The sequence below is a fragment of the Amaricoccus sp. B4 genome (genome assembly GCF_043226085.1).
Taxonomy (GTDB): Bacteria; Pseudomonadota; Alphaproteobacteria; order Rhodobacterales; family Rhodobacteraceae; genus Amaricoccus.
This window is the reverse complement of sequence record NZ_CP171225.1, coordinates 2627214-2643758: the sequence shown is the minus strand read 5'-3', so window position 1 is coordinate 2643758 and position 16545 is coordinate 2627214. Positions and strand designations below refer to the sequence as shown.

Below are 16545 nucleotides of genomic sequence, written 5' to 3'. Positions count from 1 at the left end.
CAAGCGAGAAACGAAAACGGCCCCGAAAGACGGGGCCGTGTCGTTATTGAAAGGTCCGCTGTCCGCCTTCTCCGGGCGGACGCGATCCTTATTACATGCCGAGCTGCGCCTTCAGGGCAGCAACGTCGCGAACGCGCTGGGACGCCGCCATCTTCATGTCTTCCGGCGCATCACGCAGCGCCAGATCGGCGTCGGCGCTGAGAGCCTCCATCATTTCGGCGCTGAAGTCACCGCGCGGAACGGCCTGCTCGGCGAGGATCGACGCCGCGGTGGGCGAGATCTCGGCAAAGCCACCGGTGACGACATATTCCGCCGTCTCGCTGGCCGCGTTCACCTTCACCACACCCGGACGGAGCGTGGTGAGCAGCGGCGAGTGCTCGGGCATGGCGGTCAGGTCGCCTTCCATGCCCGGGATCTGCACGCTGGTGGCTGCCACGGAGGCGAGCTTGCGCTCCGGGCTCACCAGTTCGAACTGCATCGTGTCAGCCATTGCGTTGCTCCGCTCAGGCCGCTTCCGCGGCCATCTTCTCGGCCTTGGCGATCACTTCGTCGATGCCGCCGACCATGTAGAACGCCGCTTCCGGCAGGTGATCGAACTCGCCCTCGACGACGCGCTTGAAGCTGTCGATCGTGACATCGAGCGGAACCTGCACCCCGGGCGAACCGGTGAAGACTTCAGCCACGTCGAACGGCTGGGACAGGAATCGCTGGATCTTGCGGGCACGCGACACGGTGAGCTTGTCCTCTTCCGAGAGCTCGTCCATCCCGAGGATCGCGATGATATCCTGAAGCGACTTGTAGCGCTGAAGGATTCCCTGCACGTCGCGGGCGACCTGGTAATGTTCTTCGCCGATCACCATCGGATCGAGGAGGCGCGAGGTGGAGTCAAGCGGGTCCACCGCCGGATAGATCCCGAGCTCGGAAATCGCACGCGAAAGCACGGTGGTCGCATCGAGATGCGCAAACGAGGTCGCCGGGGCCGGGTCGGTGAGGTCGTCGGCGGGAACGTAGATCGCCTGAACCGAGGTGATCGAGCCATTGCGCGTCGAGGTAATGCGCTCCTGCAGAGCGCCCATGTCCGTGGCAAGCGTCGGCTGATAGCCCACGGCCGAAGGAATACGGCCGAGAAGCGCGGACACTTCCGAACCCGCCTGCGTGAAGCGGAAAATGTTGTCGACAAAGAACAGCACGTCGGTGCCGGACTGGTCGCGGAACTGCTCGGCCATGGTGAGGCCGGTCAGCGCGACGCGGGCACGCGCCCCCGGCGGCTCGTTCATCTGACCATAGACCAGCGCCACTTTCGACTTGGTCAGGTCGTCGGCATTGATGACGCCCGATTCGATGAACTCGTGATAGAGGTCGTTGCCCTCGCGGGTCCGCTCACCGACGCCAGCGAACACGGAATAGCCCGAGTGCACCTTCGCGATGTTGTTGATGAGCTCCTGGATGAGCACCGTCTTGCCCACGCCGGCACCGCCGAAGAGACCGATCTTGCCGCCCTTCGAGTAGGGCGCAAGCAGGTCGATCACCTTGATGCCGGTTACGAGGATCTCGCTTTCGGTGGACTGCTCGCTGAAATCGGGCGCTTCGGCATGGATCGGGCGGAGCGTATCAGAGCTGACCGGCCCCTTTTCGTCCACCGGCTCGCCAACCACGTTCACGATGCGGCCCAACGTGGCGTCACCAACCGGAACCGAGATCGGTCCCCCAGTATCGGTGACCGTTGCGCCCCGCACGAGACCGTCGGTGCCGTCCATCGCGATCGCGCGAACGGTCGATTCGCCCAGATGCTGGGCGACCTCGAGCACGAGGCGCCTGCCCTGGTTGTCGGTTATAAGGGCGTTCAGGATCTCGGGGAGCTCCCCTTCGAACTGCACATCGACCACAGCGCCGATGACCTGAGTGATCTTTCCGACAGCATTATCTGCCATTGCAATGGTCTCCGTATCCTTAGAGCGCCTCGGCGCCCGCAATAATCTCGATGAGTTCCGTGGTGATCGCTGCCTGGCGCGAACGGTTGTACTGGATCGTCAGGCGATCGATCATGTCGCCAGCATTGCGCGTGGCGTTGTCCATGGCGCTCATCCGGGCGCCCTGTTCCGAGGCGGCATTCTCGAGGAGAGCCGTGAAGATCTGCGTTGCGATTCCGCGCGGCAGCAGCTCAGCAAGGATGGCCCCTTCTTCAGGCTCGTAGTCGTACTGTGCTCCGCCAGCAGCACCTTCGGTTGCCTCGAATTCCGCCGGGATGAGCTGGCGGGCCGTGGGCACCTGGGTGATGACGTTCTCGAAGCGGTTGTAGAAGATCGTGCAGACATCATAGTCACCCGCGTTGAAGCGGTTGAGCAGATTGTGTGCGATATCGACGGCGTTGGTGTAGCCGATCCGGCGCACATCCGACAGGTCGACATGCTCGACGATCAGGTTTCCGTAATCGCGGCGAAGCTGCTCGCGGCCCTTCTTGCCAACCGTCAGGATCTTGACGTCCTTCCCCTCGGCCAGAAGACGCGCCAGATGGGCTCTGGCAAGCTTCACGATCGATGAGTTGAAGCCCCCGCAGAGACCGCGTTCTGCGGTCGCAACCACCAGAAGGTGCTTTTCCGACTGGCCTGTGCCCGTGAGCAGCCGCGGCGCGGACGGGCTGCTGGCCACACCCGCCGCGAGATTGCCCAGAACAGCCTCCATCCGCTCGGCGTAGGGCCGAGCGGCTTCGGCCGCCTCCTGGGCGCGGCGGAGCTTGGCCGCCGCGACCATCTGCATGGCCTTGGTGATCTTTCGCGTGGACTTGACGCTCTCGATCCGGATTTTTAGGTCCTTAAGGCTCGGCATGAGCGGCCCCCCTTCCTATCGGATCGAATTAAGCGAACGTCTTGGCGAAACCGTCGATGGCGGCAACGATCTCCTTCTCGAGATCACCGGCAACCTTCTGATCTTCCTTGCGGATCTTCTCCAGAAGCGCGGCATCGCTGCTGCGGATATGGGCAAGCAGGCCGCGCTCGAACCGACCGACATCACGCACCGGCAGCTTGTCCAGGTAACCGTGGGTGCCGGCGTAGATCACGATGACCTGCTCGGCATTGGTCAGCGGCGAATACTGCGGCTGCTTCAGCAGCTCGACCAGACGCGCGCCACGATTGAGCAAACGCTGGGTCGCCGCGTCGAGATCCGAACCGAACTGAGCGAAGGCCGCCATTTCACGATACTGCGCCAGCTCGAGCTTGATCGAGCCCGCGACCGATTTCATCGCCTTGGTCTGGGCCGAAGAGCCCACGCGGCTCACCGAGAGACCGACGTTCACCGCCGGGCGAATACCCTGATAGAAGAGCTCGCTCTCGAGGAAGATCTGGCCGTCTGTGATCGAGATCACGTTGGTCGGAATATAGGCCGACACGTCGCCTGCCTGCGTCTCGATGATCGGGAGCGCGGTCAGCGAACCGGCGCCGTGATCTTCGTTGAGCTTCGCGGCGCGCTCGAGGAGCCGGGAGTGGAGGTAGAACACGTCGCCCGGATAGGCTTCACGCCCCGGCGGACGGCGGAGAAGGAGCGACATCTGGCGGTAGGCCACCGCCTGTTTCGACAGGTCATCATAAATGATGAGGCCGTGCATGCCATTGTCGCGGAAGTACTCCGCCATCGCGCAGGCCGAGTAGGGCGCGAGGTACTGCATCGGCGCCGGCTCGGACGCGGTCGCGGCAACCACGATCGAGTAGTCGATCGCGCCGGTTTCCTCGAGCTTGCGGACAAGCTGCGCGACGGTCGAACGCTTCTGCCCGACAGCCACGTAGACGCAGTAGAGCTTCTTGCTCTCGTCGTCGCCTGCAGCCTCGTTGTAGACTTTCTGGTTCAGGATCGCGTCGAGCGCCACGGCGGTCTTGCCGGTCTGGCGGTCGCCGATGATGAGCTCACGCTGGCCGCGGCCGATCGGGATGAGTGCGTCGATCGCCTTGAGGCCGGTCGCCATGGGCTCGTGCACGGATTTGCGCGGGATGATGCCCGGCGCCTTCACGTCGGAGATGCGGCGTTCGGATGTATCGATCGGACCCTTGCCGTCGATCGGATTGCCGAGCGCGTCGACGACGCGGCCGAGCAGGCCCTTGCCAACCGGCACGTCCACGATCGAACGGGTGCGCTTGACAACGTCGCCTTCCTTGATGTCGCGGTCGGAGCCGAAGATCACGACGCCGACGTTGTCCACCTCGAGGTTCAGCGTCATGCCACGAATGCCGCCGGGAAATTCGACCATCTCGCCGGCCTGCACGTTGTCCAGACCGTGCACGCGGGCGATACCGTCGCCGACGGAGAGCACGCGGCCAACTTCGGCGACCTCGGCTTCCTGTCCGAAATTCTTGATCTGCTCCTTGAGAATCGCGGAGATTTCAGCGGCTTGGATCGTCATTATCCGACCTCTTTCATGACATTCTGCAGACTGGCGAGCTTGGCGCGGACCGACGTATCGATCATCTTGGAGCCGACTTTGACCACAAGACCGCCGATCAGGCTCTCGTCCACCTTTACATTGAGCCGGATGTCACTGCCGACACTGCCCTTGAGGGCGGCGGCAAGTGCATCCGTCTGTTCAGGGCTGAGTTCGCGGGCGGTGGTGACATCCGCCTGAACTTCGCCGCGATCCGCGGCGATCATCGCCTTGATCTGAGCGATCAGTTCCGGAAGCACGAAAAGCCGCCGGTTCTTTGCCATGAGGCCGAGGGTGTTGCCGACCTCGGCGCCGATGCCCATCTTCGCGACAAGCGCACGCAGGGCATAGCCCAGATCTTCGCGGGAATAGATGGGAGAGGAGATCAGTTTCCTGAGATCCGCACTCTCGGCGAGGGCAGCTTCCAGCGCCTGCAGGTCAGACTCGACCGTCGGGAGGGAATTGCCTTCCTTGGCAAGCTCAAAAAGGGCAGTGGCGTATCGCCCGGCTACCCCTGAGGTCAAAGATGCTGAGCTGGACACATACACCCCTTCGCAGTTTCACCCCACGGACGAATGTCCGACCGGCATAATTTGTTGGAATGACGGCGCTCCCCGCTCCGCCAAATTCGGCGCGGTGATAGCAGAGGCATTGCTGCAAGGCAATACGCCTGCCCCACGGAAGTGATAAGATTCACCCCACAAATACGCAATTATCGTACCCTGAGCCGTCCGCGCCGCACATCCGGCAGCGCCGCCGGGAAGACCGGTAGAATCGCCTCAGGCAAGATGCTCCGAGACCACCGTGCGGCGCATGGGGCTGCCGCGTTCGTCCAGCCCTCGCCGGTGTCGCTCGAGGCACGGCCTGGCGGGCTGTACCGCACTGCGTCGCATGTTCGAAACCGGCCGCGGAGGAGCACCCGCAAGCCCCTCGAGCACCTCGAGCGGGCCAGGCACAACGACACGCGTGCCATTCTGCGGGCGCGCGAAGACCTGCTTGCTGGCTTCGACGAGCAACGCGCCAGCCATCAGCCGAGGGTCGTAGCGCCGGCCAATACGCTCCCAGAGCCCGGAGGTCCTGAGCCAGAACTTGCGATGGGAGGGAGGCCAATACAGGGCCGCAGCATGGCGGCCCGCTTCGAAACGGTGCTTGTCGAGCTGTGCCTCGATCTGGCCCAAGGTGTAGGGTCGGCCGTTGCCGAAGGGCGTGACATCACGCCTTGCCCAGAGGCCGGCGCGATTGGGCACGACGAAGATCACCTGCCCGCCTGGCGCGAGCACGCGCCAGATCTCCGCAAGCAGGTCGACCGGCCGCTCGCTCGTCTCGAAACCGTGGGCGACGACGAGCCGGTCGATACTGCCCGCAGGGACCGGCCAGTGCGTTTCCTCCACCAGCGCGGAAACGTTGGGTGCGCCGCTCGGCCAGGGCATTACACCCTGCTGTGCCGGCATCAGGCTGATGACCCGCCGGGCTTCCCCGAGAAAGGGTCGCAGAAGGGGTGCGGCAAAGCCGAAGCCCGCAACCTGCATGTCATGCACGTCGGACCAGAAGGCGCGCAGCGCTTCCTGCAGTGCGCGTTGCGCCGCACGGCCGAGCCGCGTGCGGTAGTAAAAGGTCCGAAGGTCGAGAACATCCTGATACATTGCGCGATCCTAGCCGATCGGAGAGACTTGCGCCAATGGTTCGCCGGACCAGCGAAGGAGAGTTCTGACATGCCGCTTGAAATCGTCACCGTCCCCTGTCTCGCCGACAATTATGCCTATCTGTTGCGCGACGCAGCAACCGGCAAGGTCGCGCTCGTCGATGCGCCGGAAGCCGCCCCGATCCGGGCCGCCCTCGAGGCGCGCGGCTGGGGGCTCGACCTCGTTCTCGTGACCCATCACCATGCCGATCACGTCAACGGCGTCGATGCCCTGCGCAAGACCTTCGGCGCGAAGGTTGCGGGCGCGGCGGCGGATGCCGCCCGCCTTCCGGAGCTCGATATCGCGCTGCACGAGGGCGACACGATTGCCGTCGGCGACAGCACTGGCAGCGTGCTCGACGTCTCCGGACACACCGTCGGCCACATAGCCTTCTATTTTCCCGAATCCGGCGCCCTCTTCTCGGCCGACAGTCTCATGGCGCTCGGATGCGGCCGCCTCTTCGAAGGCAGCCCCGAGCAGATGTGGCAGAGCCTCACGAAGATGGCGGCCCTGCCCGGCGACACGCTGGTCTACTCCGGGCACGAATACGCCGCATCGAACGCCCGCTTTGCCCTTGCCATCGACCCGGAGAATCCGGCGTTGCAGAAGCGGGCGGACGAGATTAACCTCAAGGTAAAGGAAGGCACACCAACCGTGCCCGTGCGTCTGGACCTCGAACAGGCGACCAATCCGTTTCTCCGTGCGTCAGACCCAGACCTGAAGGCCAAACTTGGCCTTTCCGATCAACAGGATGCACAAGTTTTTGCCGAGATCCGCAGACGCAAGGACTCTTTCTGAGCAATCGTGAAAAATTGTGCAGATTTAAAGCATGGCCCCGATAAATCTTTTTGTCGCAAGCGAGCGCTGAGGCATAATCGGGACTTGAAGTGAGTGGATTACAACCGAAGTTTAACTGGTATCCGCGTAGGATCGGAGCATCCTACCCGTAGGCCGGTACCCCAGACCGGCGGGTCTAGACCGGAAGGACGCAGAGAATGCCCTCTTTCTCCAGTACTCTCGAAGCCGCAATTCACAACGCCCTTGGCCATGCCAACCAGCGCAAGCATGAACTCGCGACACTGGAGCATCTGCTGCTGGCCCTTCTGGACGAGCCGGACGCAGCGCGCGTCATGAAAGCCTGCGGGGTGGAAATAGAAGCCCTGCGAAAGACGATCGTGGCCTTCCTCGACGAGGAACTCGACGCGCTCGTCTCCGATATCGAGGGCTCGGAAGCCGCACCCACGACCGGCTTCCAGCGGGTGATCCAGCGCGCCGCCATCCATGTTCAGAGCTCAGGCCGCTCAGAAGTCACCGGCGCGAACGTGTTGGTTGCGATCTTCGCCGAGCGCGAAAGCCACGCCGCTTACTTCCTGCAGGAGCAGGACATGACCCGCTATGACGCGGTCAATTACATCAGCCACGGCGTCGCCAAGGACCCGTCCTACGGTGAGGCCCGCCCCGTGAAGGGGGCAGAAAGCGCGGAGGAACCCAAAACGCAGCCCCAGTCGAGCAAGGATGCCGAAGAGACGGCGCTCCAGAAATACTGTGTGGATCTCAACGAGAAGGCCGAGCAGGGCGACGTCGATCCGCTGATCGGCCGCGAACACGAAGTCGAGCGCTGCATTCAGGTGCTCTGCCGCCGGCGCAAGAACAACCCGCTGCTGGTGGGCGACCCGGGCGTCGGCAAGACGGCGATCGCCGAAGGGCTTGCCCGCAAGATCGTCGATGGCGAAACGCCGACGGTCCTCGCCGAAACCACGATCTACTCTCTCGACATGGGCGCACTGCTCGCCGGCACCCGCTATCGCGGCGATTTCGAAGAGCGGCTGAAGGCCGTGATGAAGGAGCTCGAGTCGCATCCGAACGCGATCCTCTTCATCGACGAAATCCATACCGTGATCGGTGCAGGCGCCACCTCGGGCGGCGCGATGGACGCCTCCAACCTGCTGAAGCCCGCGCTTCAGTCGGGCACGCTCCGCTGCATGGGCTCGACGACCTACAAAGAATATCGGCAGCACTTCGAGAAGGACCGTGCGCTCTCCCGGCGGTTCCAGAAGATCGACGTCAACGAGCCGAGCGTCGATGATGCCTTCAAGATCCTCAAGGGCCTGAAGCCCTACTTCGAGGAGCATCACGACATCCGCTACACGGTCGACGCGATCCGTACTGCCGTGGACCTCTCGGCCCGCTACATTCATGACCGCAAACTCCCGGACAAGGCGATCGACGTGATCGACGAAGCCGGTGCGGCCCAGCATCTGCTGCCCGAAACGCGCCGCCGGAAGACGATCGGGACCAAGGAAATCGAGGCTGTCGTGGCCAAGATCGCCCGCATCCCGCCGAAGAACGTCTCCAAGGACGACGCCGAGGTGCTGAAGGATCTCGAAGCTTCGCTGAAGCGCGTTGTGTTCGGCCAGGACAAGGCGATCGAGGCTCTGTCCTCGGCGATCAAGCTTGCCCGTGCCGGGCTGCGCGAACCCGAGAAGCCGATCGGCAACTACCTCTTCACCGGCCCGACCGGCGTCGGCAAGACCGAGGTCGCCAAGCAGCTCGCCGATGTGCTCGGCGTCGAACTGCTACGCTTCGACATGTCGGAATACATGGAGAAGCACACGGTCAGCCGCCTCATCGGTGCGCCTCCGGGTTATGTCGGCTTCGATCAGGGCGGGCTTCTGACCGATGGTGTGGATCAGCACCCGCATTGCGTGCTGCTGCTCGACGAGATGGAGAAGGCCCATCCGGACGTCTACAACATCCTGTTGCAGGTGATGGACAATGGCCGGCTCACCGATCACAACGGCCGGACGGTGGATTTCCGCAATGTCGTGCTCATCATGACCTCGAACGCGGGTGCTGCGGAACAGGCCAAGGAAGCACTCGGCTTCGGACGCGCCCGGCGCGAAGGTGAGGACACGGCTGCCGTCGAGCGGACGTTCAGCCCAGAGTTCCGCAACCGTCTCGATGCGGTGATTCCGTTTGCGCCGCTGCCGAAGGAGATCATTCTCCGGGTTGTCGAGAAGTTCGTGCTTCAGCTCGAAGCTCAGCTTCTGGATCGCAATGTGCAGATCGAGCTCTCGCCGGAAGCAGCAGAATGGCTCGGGGATCGCGGCTACGACGACAAGATGGGGGCGCGCCCGCTGGGCCGCATCATTCAGGAGAACATCAAGAAGCCGCTCGCCGAAGAGCTTCTCTTCGGCAAGCTCACCAAGGGCGGTCTGGTCCGTGTGCTCGTCAAGGACGACGCTCTTGACCTTCAGATCGATCCGGCCGGGGCTCCGCGGCTTGCGGCAAAGAAGACTCCGCTTCTTACCGCCGAATAACAGGCCACGGACGTGGCGAAAAAATGGGGCGCCCGGTCAGGGCGTCCCTTTCTCATTTCAAGTCGTCTGCAAACAGGCTCCGCTAGAGAAGAGTTACTCCGGCGAGCGTATCCAGAGATCGAGCCGACCCGGCGCCGCATCGGGCAGAAGGTTGCCATAATCGCGGACGACAACCGATCCTTCCGGCTCACCGAGCGCCGGGGCAATCTCCCGGGCAAGAGTCTCCGCGGCCGATTTATCGCCCTCTGCATAGTAGCCGACGCGCGAAATCGCGATCCGGAAGGGAATCTCCTCCACCACCACGGAGTCATGCCCGGCAGCAGCCAGCGCGTCGAGCAATGCGCTGCGCTCCGCAGCCGGATATCCCGGGCTCAATCTCAGGCGCAGCGCCGTCTGGGATGACACTGCCGCCGGAGCGGCGGCATCGCGCGGCAACGGCGCAGACTGCGTGACGCCCCCGCCAGCAGGCTCCGACGTCACATCCGTTACATCCGTTGCATCCCCCTCCTGCGCCGGCGCCATGTCCACTTCCGCTGGAGCCTGCTCCGGTACGGGCGTGGACGACGCTGTCTCCGTGGGCTCGGGCGCAGCTGGGCCGGACAGCACAGATTCGCGCAAGTAAACCGCCGCGCCGATAATTGCCGCAGCAATCACGATGCCGGCAAAGATTGCAGGCACAAGCGATCCGCGCCGGGGAGGTGCCGAGGCAACCGGCCCGACCGTACGCAGCGTGGGGGCTTCGCTCTGGGCGGTCGTATGAGCCTCCCCCACGGCAGGTGATTGCCGCAAAGTCGCGGAGGGCTTTTGTGGCGTATCTGCGGGCCGTATCGGCCAGAACGCATCTGGATCCTCTGGCCGCCGAGGACGCGGCGGGCCACCGGCAGCAGCCACAGGGCGCACGGGTTTTGCCGGCGGCGGCACTGGCGACGACGGAGGCTCGGAGTCGCGCGCATCGCTGCGGGGCACACTCCGCCACGGCCCGGAGACCGCGCCCGCGCGGATATTGTCGCGTCGGCCCCAGTTGTTCGCCAGCTTGCCTGGCGGCTTGCGCGGCTCATCCAAGATGAGAACCCCTTACCAAACTCCGTCTGACACACACACAGGCCAGACCTCAGGTCGCGCAGGCATGATAGGACAGGAAATGCCGGTTTCGAAAGCGCCAATCGGAAGCGTCGTTAAGCAGATGGGGCGGCATGACACTAGCGCCATCCACCCGCATCCCGCGTGACAAGAACAACATACCAGTTACAGACAGAAACCAAAAAAACAGACTCCGAGTCGGCGGACGGCCTCACCACCGAACCGTTTGTCTTTCGCAGGCGCTTCCTCCATGGCCAGCACCCAATTACACGAAATACATGTCATGCATGTTACGGCAATGCAGCATCGCGCCCGCTCCGCGGCACAACGCACCCGATCGGCCTCAGGTTCCTGCTGCCGGACCTTTCAGGCCGCGGGCGGCCGGGTCGCCTGCATCGAAGGACGTTCGGCGAAGCTTGCCTCCCAACGGGCAAGCGATGGACGCCCGGATCGCCAACCCCGATCGTCATGGCGTAAGTCCAGATAGCCGAGCGCGCAGCCAATCGCGATCTGTGGCGCACCAACCGGGCCCGCAAGATGCGAGATCCAGCGCGCCTCGAGTGCATCCAGGCCGCGATTGACCTTGCCCCACTGCGCTTCGACCCAAGCCTCGGAGCGCTGCTCCGGCGGCCGGCATCGGGCCTCATAGACCATGAGCACGGCGGCCTCGGTCATCGCATGACCCGTCGCCTCAAGCGTCAGCGCCTCCCAGAGACTGGGTGGCGAGGGATAGAGCCTTGCACCGGCGAGATGATCGATATAGCGCGAGATCACGCGGCTGTCGTAGAGCGCAGGGCCATCCGGGCGCTCAAGTGTCGGGATCTTCCCCGCCGGATTCTGGCTGAGCGGCATGGTTCCCGGTTCGGTGGCCGTCCCCGACACCGTCACGATCTCGACCTGATCGATCAGGCCGGTCTCGTGGAGCGCCACCATCACCATTCGAACGAAGGGCGAGGCTGGCGAATGAAAGAGACGCATCCTCAATCCACCTTGCGAAACCGCATGCGTCCGAGGGCGGCAAGATCCACCTCGACGCCCGGCCCTCTGCGGCCGAAACGCAGCACCCGGCGAAGCCGACCATGCCCATGCACCGCCTGCTCGGCCTCGGCCCGGTGGGCATGGCTGCGGACACCTTCGGGCAGGTCGTCCAGCACGCGTTCGTGAACCGCATCCTTGGGTTCGGGGGATCGGCTGCGGGCAGCATAGAGAGCCACACCGGCCACCGCAGCATAGCGGAGCGCGGTCCATGCAAGAGGCGAAAGCGCGATCGGGGCTGGCATCGTCGTTCTCCGGCGAGACGGTTACCTCCCTAATAAGGGGACAAGACCGCTCATAATCAAGCGTCATGATCGAGCGCCTTGGCCCGCTTCGGGCTCACCGGCGTCTGTATCGGCGGATTGCGCAGACCCGGCCCGCTGGCTAATCTCTCCCCACCTGCGGCCCGGGGAGATGATCCGGCCCGCCTCGTGACAAAGAGGACAAGGCGTGATCAGACCTGCGTTTCTGGCGATACTGGCCGTTCTTTCTCTGGCAGCCTGCAATACGGTCGAAGGCATGGGCCAGGATCTCTCCGCCGCAGGGGATGCCATGACGAGCACCGCCGGAGACGTGAAGCACAAGATGTAGGTCAGGCGCGCCGGCCGAGACTTCAACCCGGCGACAGCAGGGGCAGGCTCAGGCCGAAGGTCTCGGCCAGAAGCACCGCATTCAGGGTGAGGACCACCACGGCCGCAAGGCTCGCCAGCAGGCGCAGGCCCCGTCCGATGGCGAAATCGCCCATCACATCCCGGCGCCCGGCAAAGATGATGAGCGCGATCATCGGCACCGGAAGGGCAACGCTCAGCACCACCTGGCTCATGACGAGTGCCCTCGTGGCGTCGACTCCCATTGCCACGACAACGAAAGCCGGGACCATGGTCACCAGTCGCCGCAGCCAGATCGGCACCCGCATCCGCAAGAAGCCCTGCATGATGAGCTGCCCTGCCATCGTGCCCACCACCGAGCTCGACACACCAGAGGCAATGAGAGAGACGAGAAAGACCGCCGCAGCCGCGCCGCCGAGCAGCGGCGTGAGCGTGTGATAGGCGGTCTCGATCTCGGCAACCTCGCTGTGCCCTGCATGAAACGCGCTCGCCGCCATCATCACCATGGCAATGTTGACGAGCCCGGCGACAGACAGGGCCACCACGACCTCGACGTTGGAGAAGCGCAACACCTTGCGCCGCTCGTCATCGCTGCGCACGACCGCACGGCTCTGCGTCAACCCCGAGTGAAGGTAGATGGCGTGCGGCATGACGGTTGCGCCGATGATCCCGACCGCAATCGTGAGCGCCGCCGCATCGGGCATCACTGGACGGGTCAGCCCTTGCGCAGCCTCGCCCCAGTTGATCGGCGCGATCAGGATTTCCGCGAGATAGCAGAGCCCGATCACCCCGACGAGCGCACCGATGATGAGCTCCATCGGCCTGAAGCCCTTGCCCTCGAAGAGAAGCAATCCGTAGGTGACGATCGCCGTCACGCCCATGCCCGCCATGAGCGGGAGATCAAAGAGCAGCGAGAGGCCGATGGCGCCGCCCAGAAACTCCGCAAGATCCGTCGCCATCGCCGCGATCTCGCTCACGATCCACATGACCAGGACAACCGGAGCGGCGAAATGCGCCCGGCACAGTTCCGCCAGATTCTTGCCGGTCACGATGCCGAGCCGCGCGGAAAGCGCCTGAAACAGCATTGCGATGAGATTGGCGAGCAGAACCACCCACAGGAGCGTGTAACCGTAACCTGCACCAGCCTGTATGTTCGTCGCGTAATTGCCTGGATCCATGTAGGCAACGGAGGCGACGATCGCGGGGCCAGCAAAGAGCAGCGCTGCGAAGGGCCCTCGCCGCGAACCGCCAAGCACTTCCGACATTGCCGATTGCGCCCTGACACTCAGGGAAGACTCTCCGTCCATGATACTCCACACGCCCGAACGGCCGCAAATAAACCCTAGGCTACACTTTATTGCCGTGACATAAACTCCACCGTGATGTATGTCCACGCCCAAGTTGCGGCAAGCGGCGCGAAATGATCCACGAGCCAGTCAAGGCAAGCGGGAGGCGCATATGGGCAGTATGGGCAGACAGACACTTTCGCAGGAGGCGCCGAGCGCGCCGGAGCGTTTCAGCCAGGCCCGCGCCGCTCAGGCGATGGCCGTGCTGGAAGACTATGCCGAGATGATCGACGATCTGATCGAGGAGCTCGGCGAGGCTCGGGTAACCGATATCGCGGAGCGCATGGGGGTCACACACCCGACCGCCACAAAAGCGGTTGCCCGCCTCAAGCGCGAGGGCCTCGCCGTCTCACGCCCCTATCGGGGTGTTTTCCTGACCGAGGCCGGCAGCACCCTGGCTGCGCGGGTTCGGGCGCGCCATCGCACGGTCGTCGACCTGCTGTTGGCCGTGGGCGTGCCTGCCGAAACCGCCGAACTCGATGCCGAGGGCCTGGAGCATCATGTGTCCGACACGACGCTCCGCGCCTTCGAGGCCTATCTGGCGCGCGCCGCGCGGAACGTGCCTGGCTGAAGCCGCCGGCCGCCGGGCAAAAATCTGCTGCCACGATTGCATTGCAACTTGCAGGTGCTGGACGTGTCGCCATCGCAGTACATATCCTGATCGACCCAGCGCAAAACGCCGTGGTCCGCCCTGCCGCGCGTCCAGCTCGGCTGGCGGTAAGAACAGAATCGAAAAGGAATGTCACATGAAGAAACCCGCGATACTCGCCATCGTTGCGCTGCTTGCACTCAGCGCCTGCAATACCGTCAAGGGCATGGGCGAGGACGTCTCGACAGCCGGGGACTCGATGTCGAACACGGCAGGCGAAGTCCAGAGCGACATGTGACCGGGCGGTCGCGCTTCGCGCTCAGAGCGGCTCCGCCAGCAGAAGCGCGCCATCCGTTCCCGAGATCCGCGCAGGCACGATAGCGCCCGGCGCGTGATGTCCTGAGAGCCGGGTCTGGGTGAAGCCTTCGGTGCGGCCCAGATCCGGCTTTTCCATAAGAAGCCGGACCTCACGACCCTGCATCGCCTCGAGATGGGCCGCGATTCTCTCTTCACCGACAGCACGGAGCCGTGCCGCTCGTTCCCGGATGGCGCAGCCCTCGACCTGAGGCATCCGTGCGGCAGGCGTGCCCTGCCGCGGGCTGAACGGGAAGACATGCAGCCAGGTCAGGCCGCATTCTTGAACCAGACGCACGGAATTCTCGAACGCCTCCTCCGTTTCGGTCGGAAAGCCCGCGATGATGTCGGCGCCGAAGATGACTTCCGGCCGCGCTGCGCGAATCGTTTCGCAGAAGGCAATCGCGTCTTCCCGCAGATGCCGCCGCTTCATCCGCTTCAGGATCAGATTGTCGCCATGCTGGAGCGAGAGATGCAGATGCGGCATGAGCCGCGCCGCGCTGCCGATGATTTCGACAAGCTGCGGATCGGCCTCTACCGAATCGATGGACGAGAGCCGGAGCCGCGGCAGATCGGGCACGCGCACGAGAATTTCCGCCACCAGTGACCCGAGCTTCGGAGCGCCCTCGAGATCGGCGCCCCAACTCGTAAGGTCGACACCGGTCAGCACCACCTCGTTGAAGCCCTTGCCAACGAGACGCGCCACCTGCTCCACGACTCGCCCCGCCGGCACAGAGCGCGAATTGCCGCGGCCATAGGGGATGATGCAGAAGGTGCAGCGATGGTCGCAGCCGGTCTGCACCTGAACATAGGCCCGCGCCCGCTCGCCGAGCCCGTCAACCAGCGGCGCCACGGCGCGCCGTTCGGCCATGATATCGCCGACCTCGACCGCCCCGCCCTCGTTCCGTGCGATCCGCGCCCAGGTTTCCGGTCGGAGCTTCTCGCCATTTCCGACCACCACATCCACTTCGGGCATGGCACCGAAGCGCGCGGCTTCGGTCTGCGCCGCGCAGCCTGTCACGATCAACCGTGCCTGGGGGTCTTCGCGGCGGATGCGGCGGATCTGCTGGCGCGCCTGCCGCACAGCCTCCCCCGTCACCGCACAGGTGTTGACCACGACGGCGTTGTCGAGCCCGGCATCGCGCGCGAGGTTCTGCATGACCTCGGTCTCGTAGGAATTGAGCCGGCAGCCGAATGTCCGGAAATCGGGCAGTTTCATGCGACCGCCTCCAGAAACGCGGCGTCAAGTTCACCCTCGAAGACCAGGGCCGTGGGCCCCGTCATCCAGACCCCGTCCTCACGCCAGTCTATGTGAAGCGGCCCGCCATCCAGAATGACGGTCACCGCGTGTTCCGTGAGCCCCCGCCGCGCCGTCACCACCGCACTGGCGCAGGCACCCGAACCGCAGGCCTGAGTGATCATTCCGCCCCGCTCCCAGACCCGCATGCGGATCGTCTCGCGGTCGATCACCTGGACGAACTCGACATTGGTGCGCTCGGGGAAAAGCGGATCATGCTCGAAACGCGGCCCTTCCCGTTCAAGATCGACCGCTTCGGCATCCGGGACCACGAAGACGCAATGGGGATTGCCCATTCCGGCCGCACCGGGGCGTCCCGGCAGCGGCAGGTTGTCGAGCTCCATCTCTCGTGCGAGCGGAACGCTCTGCCAGTCGAGCTGCGGTAGCCCCATGTTGACGCGGACGAGCCCTTCGCCTGCGTCCTCGGCCCGGAGCACGCCGCGGCCGGTCACGAGCTCGAGCGCCGTCGCCCCGGTCTCGTTCATCAGCAGGCGCGCGACACAGCGGGTCGCGTTGCCACAGGCCGCCGCCCTGCTTCCGTCCGAGTTCCAGAAATCGATTCGCGTCTCGCCCGCCGCGCCGACACGGATCACCACAAGCTGGTCGAAGCCTATGCCGCGATGACGATCCCCGAGCGCGCGGGCGAGCGCAGGCGTAACCGGATCGTCGCCCTTGCGCGCGTCGATCACGACAAAATCGTTGCCGAGCCCATGCATCTTCAGGAACCGAAGTCCACGGGGCCGGGAGGTGATGCGAGAATCGTCTTTCATGGGCGCTATATAGGCGAATCCCTCCGCTTGGACCATGGGGCCCAAATTCGATG

Annotated in this window: 17 protein-coding genes; 5 read left to right on the top strand and 12 right to left on the bottom strand. The window is 64.2% G+C overall.

Annotated features, from left to right (window positions below; translation table 11 throughout):
- Positions 1-91: 91 nt before the first annotated feature.
- The 6 genes from atpC to ACF66B_RS12745 all read right to left on the bottom strand — a co-directional run bounded on the left by atpC (position 92) and on the right by ACF66B_RS12745 (position 6054).
- On the bottom strand, positions 92-490 hold the full coding sequence (gene atpC / locus ACF66B_RS12770; protein WP_111429312.1) for an ATP synthase F1 subunit epsilon: 399 nt from the start codon (positions 488-490) through the stop codon (positions 92-94).
- A gap of 13 nt (positions 491-503) precedes the next feature.
- Entirely contained in the window at positions 504-1931 is a 1428-nt protein-coding gene (atpD, locus tag ACF66B_RS12765) for a F0F1 ATP synthase subunit beta (RefSeq protein ID WP_111429313.1), read from the bottom strand.
- A 19-nt stretch (positions 1932-1950) separates the two neighbouring features.
- Positions 1951-2826, bottom strand: a complete 876-nt coding sequence (locus ACF66B_RS12760) for a F0F1 ATP synthase subunit gamma (RefSeq protein ID WP_111429314.1) — start codon at positions 2824-2826, stop codon at positions 1951-1953.
- Positions 2827-2854: 28 nt separating this feature from the next.
- Positions 2855-4393: a F0F1 ATP synthase subunit alpha gene (atpA, locus tag ACF66B_RS12755; protein WP_111429315.1), complete on the bottom strand. Its 1539-nt coding sequence runs from the start codon at positions 4391-4393 to the stop codon at positions 2855-2857.
- Complete coding sequence (locus tag ACF66B_RS12750) at positions 4393-4953, bottom strand: F0F1 ATP synthase subunit delta (protein ID WP_111429529.1); 561 nt, start codon at positions 4951-4953, stop codon at positions 4393-4395. The genes atpA and ACF66B_RS12750 overlap by 1 nt, the downstream gene beginning before the upstream one ends.
- 237 nt (positions 4954-5190) lie before the next feature.
- A complete protein-coding gene (locus ACF66B_RS12745; protein ID WP_111429316.1) occupies positions 5191-6054 on the bottom strand; it encodes a methyltransferase domain-containing protein in 864 nt (287 codons plus the stop codon).
- A gap of 69 nt (positions 6055-6123) precedes the next feature.
- On the opposite strand from ACF66B_RS12745, the gene gloB reads away from it, so the two are divergent.
- Together gloB and clpA are read left to right on the top strand one after the other, a co-directional pair.
- The gene (gene gloB / locus ACF66B_RS12740) at positions 6124-6891 is read left to right on the top strand and encodes a hydroxyacylglutathione hydrolase (protein WP_111429317.1); all 768 of its coding nucleotides are present in this window, start codon (positions 6124-6126) and stop codon (positions 6889-6891) included.
- 197 nt (positions 6892-7088) lie between these two features.
- Positions 7089-9413, top strand: a complete 2325-nt coding sequence (gene clpA / locus ACF66B_RS12735; RefSeq protein ID WP_111429318.1) for an ATP-dependent Clp protease ATP-binding subunit ClpA — start codon at positions 7089-7091, stop codon at positions 9411-9413.
- 93 nt (positions 9414-9506) lie between these two features.
- Here the strand turns inward: clpA and ACF66B_RS12730 are convergent, their stop codons facing one another.
- The 3 genes from ACF66B_RS12730 to ACF66B_RS12720 form a co-directional block, all read right to left on the bottom strand.
- On the bottom strand, positions 9507-10091 hold the full coding sequence (locus tag ACF66B_RS12730) for a hypothetical protein (protein ID WP_162683213.1): 585 nt from the start codon (positions 10089-10091) through the stop codon (positions 9507-9509).
- Positions 10092-10859: 768 nt separating this feature from the next.
- Positions 10860-11471 carry a glutathione S-transferase gene (locus tag ACF66B_RS12725; RefSeq protein ID WP_111429320.1) on the bottom strand — a complete coding sequence of 204 codons (612 nt, stop codon included), beginning with the start codon at positions 11469-11471 and terminating at the stop codon, positions 10860-10862.
- 2 nt (positions 11472-11473) lie between these two features.
- Positions 11474-11773: a hypothetical protein gene (locus ACF66B_RS12720; RefSeq protein WP_111429321.1), complete on the bottom strand. Its 300-nt coding sequence runs from the start codon at positions 11771-11773 to the stop codon at positions 11474-11476.
- Between the two features lie 205 nt (positions 11774-11978).
- Here ACF66B_RS12720 and ACF66B_RS12715 point away from each other — a divergent pair, with 205 nt between their 5' ends.
- The gene (locus tag ACF66B_RS12715) at positions 11979-12119 is read left to right on the top strand and encodes an entericidin A/B family lipoprotein (protein WP_111429322.1); all 141 of its coding nucleotides are present in this window, start codon (positions 11979-11981) and stop codon (positions 12117-12119) included.
- A gap of 22 nt (positions 12120-12141) precedes the next feature.
- Here the strand turns inward: ACF66B_RS12715 and ACF66B_RS12710 are convergent, their stop codons facing one another.
- Entirely contained in the window at positions 12142-13401 is a 1260-nt protein-coding gene (locus tag ACF66B_RS12710) for an Nramp family divalent metal transporter (protein ID WP_392662812.1), read from the bottom strand.
- Positions 13402-13603: 202 nt separating this feature from the next.
- Between ACF66B_RS12710 and mntR the strand changes: the two genes are divergently transcribed.
- The gene (gene mntR, locus ACF66B_RS12705) at positions 13604-14053 is read left to right on the top strand and encodes a manganese-binding transcriptional regulator MntR (protein ID WP_392662810.1); all 450 of its coding nucleotides are present in this window, start codon (positions 13604-13606) and stop codon (positions 14051-14053) included.
- 175 nt (positions 14054-14228) lie between these two features.
- Positions 14229-14369 (top strand): entericidin A/B family lipoprotein, encoded by a 141-nt coding sequence (locus tag ACF66B_RS12700; RefSeq protein WP_111429325.1) that lies wholly within the window; start codon positions 14229-14231, stop codon positions 14367-14369.
- Positions 14370-14390: 21 nt separating this feature from the next.
- Here ACF66B_RS12700 and mtaB read toward each other — a convergent pair whose 3' ends face one another.
- Positions 14391-15644, bottom strand: a complete 1254-nt coding sequence (gene mtaB / locus ACF66B_RS12695; RefSeq protein WP_111429326.1) for a tRNA (N(6)-L-threonylcarbamoyladenosine(37)-C(2))-methylthiotransferase MtaB — start codon at positions 15642-15644, stop codon at positions 14391-14393.
- Positions 15641-16492 (bottom strand): diaminopimelate epimerase, encoded by an 852-nt coding sequence (gene dapF / locus ACF66B_RS12690; protein ID WP_111429327.1) that lies wholly within the window; start codon positions 16490-16492, stop codon positions 15641-15643. The genes mtaB and dapF overlap by 4 nt, the downstream gene beginning before the upstream one ends.
- Between the last annotated feature and the right edge of the window lie 53 nt (positions 16493-16545).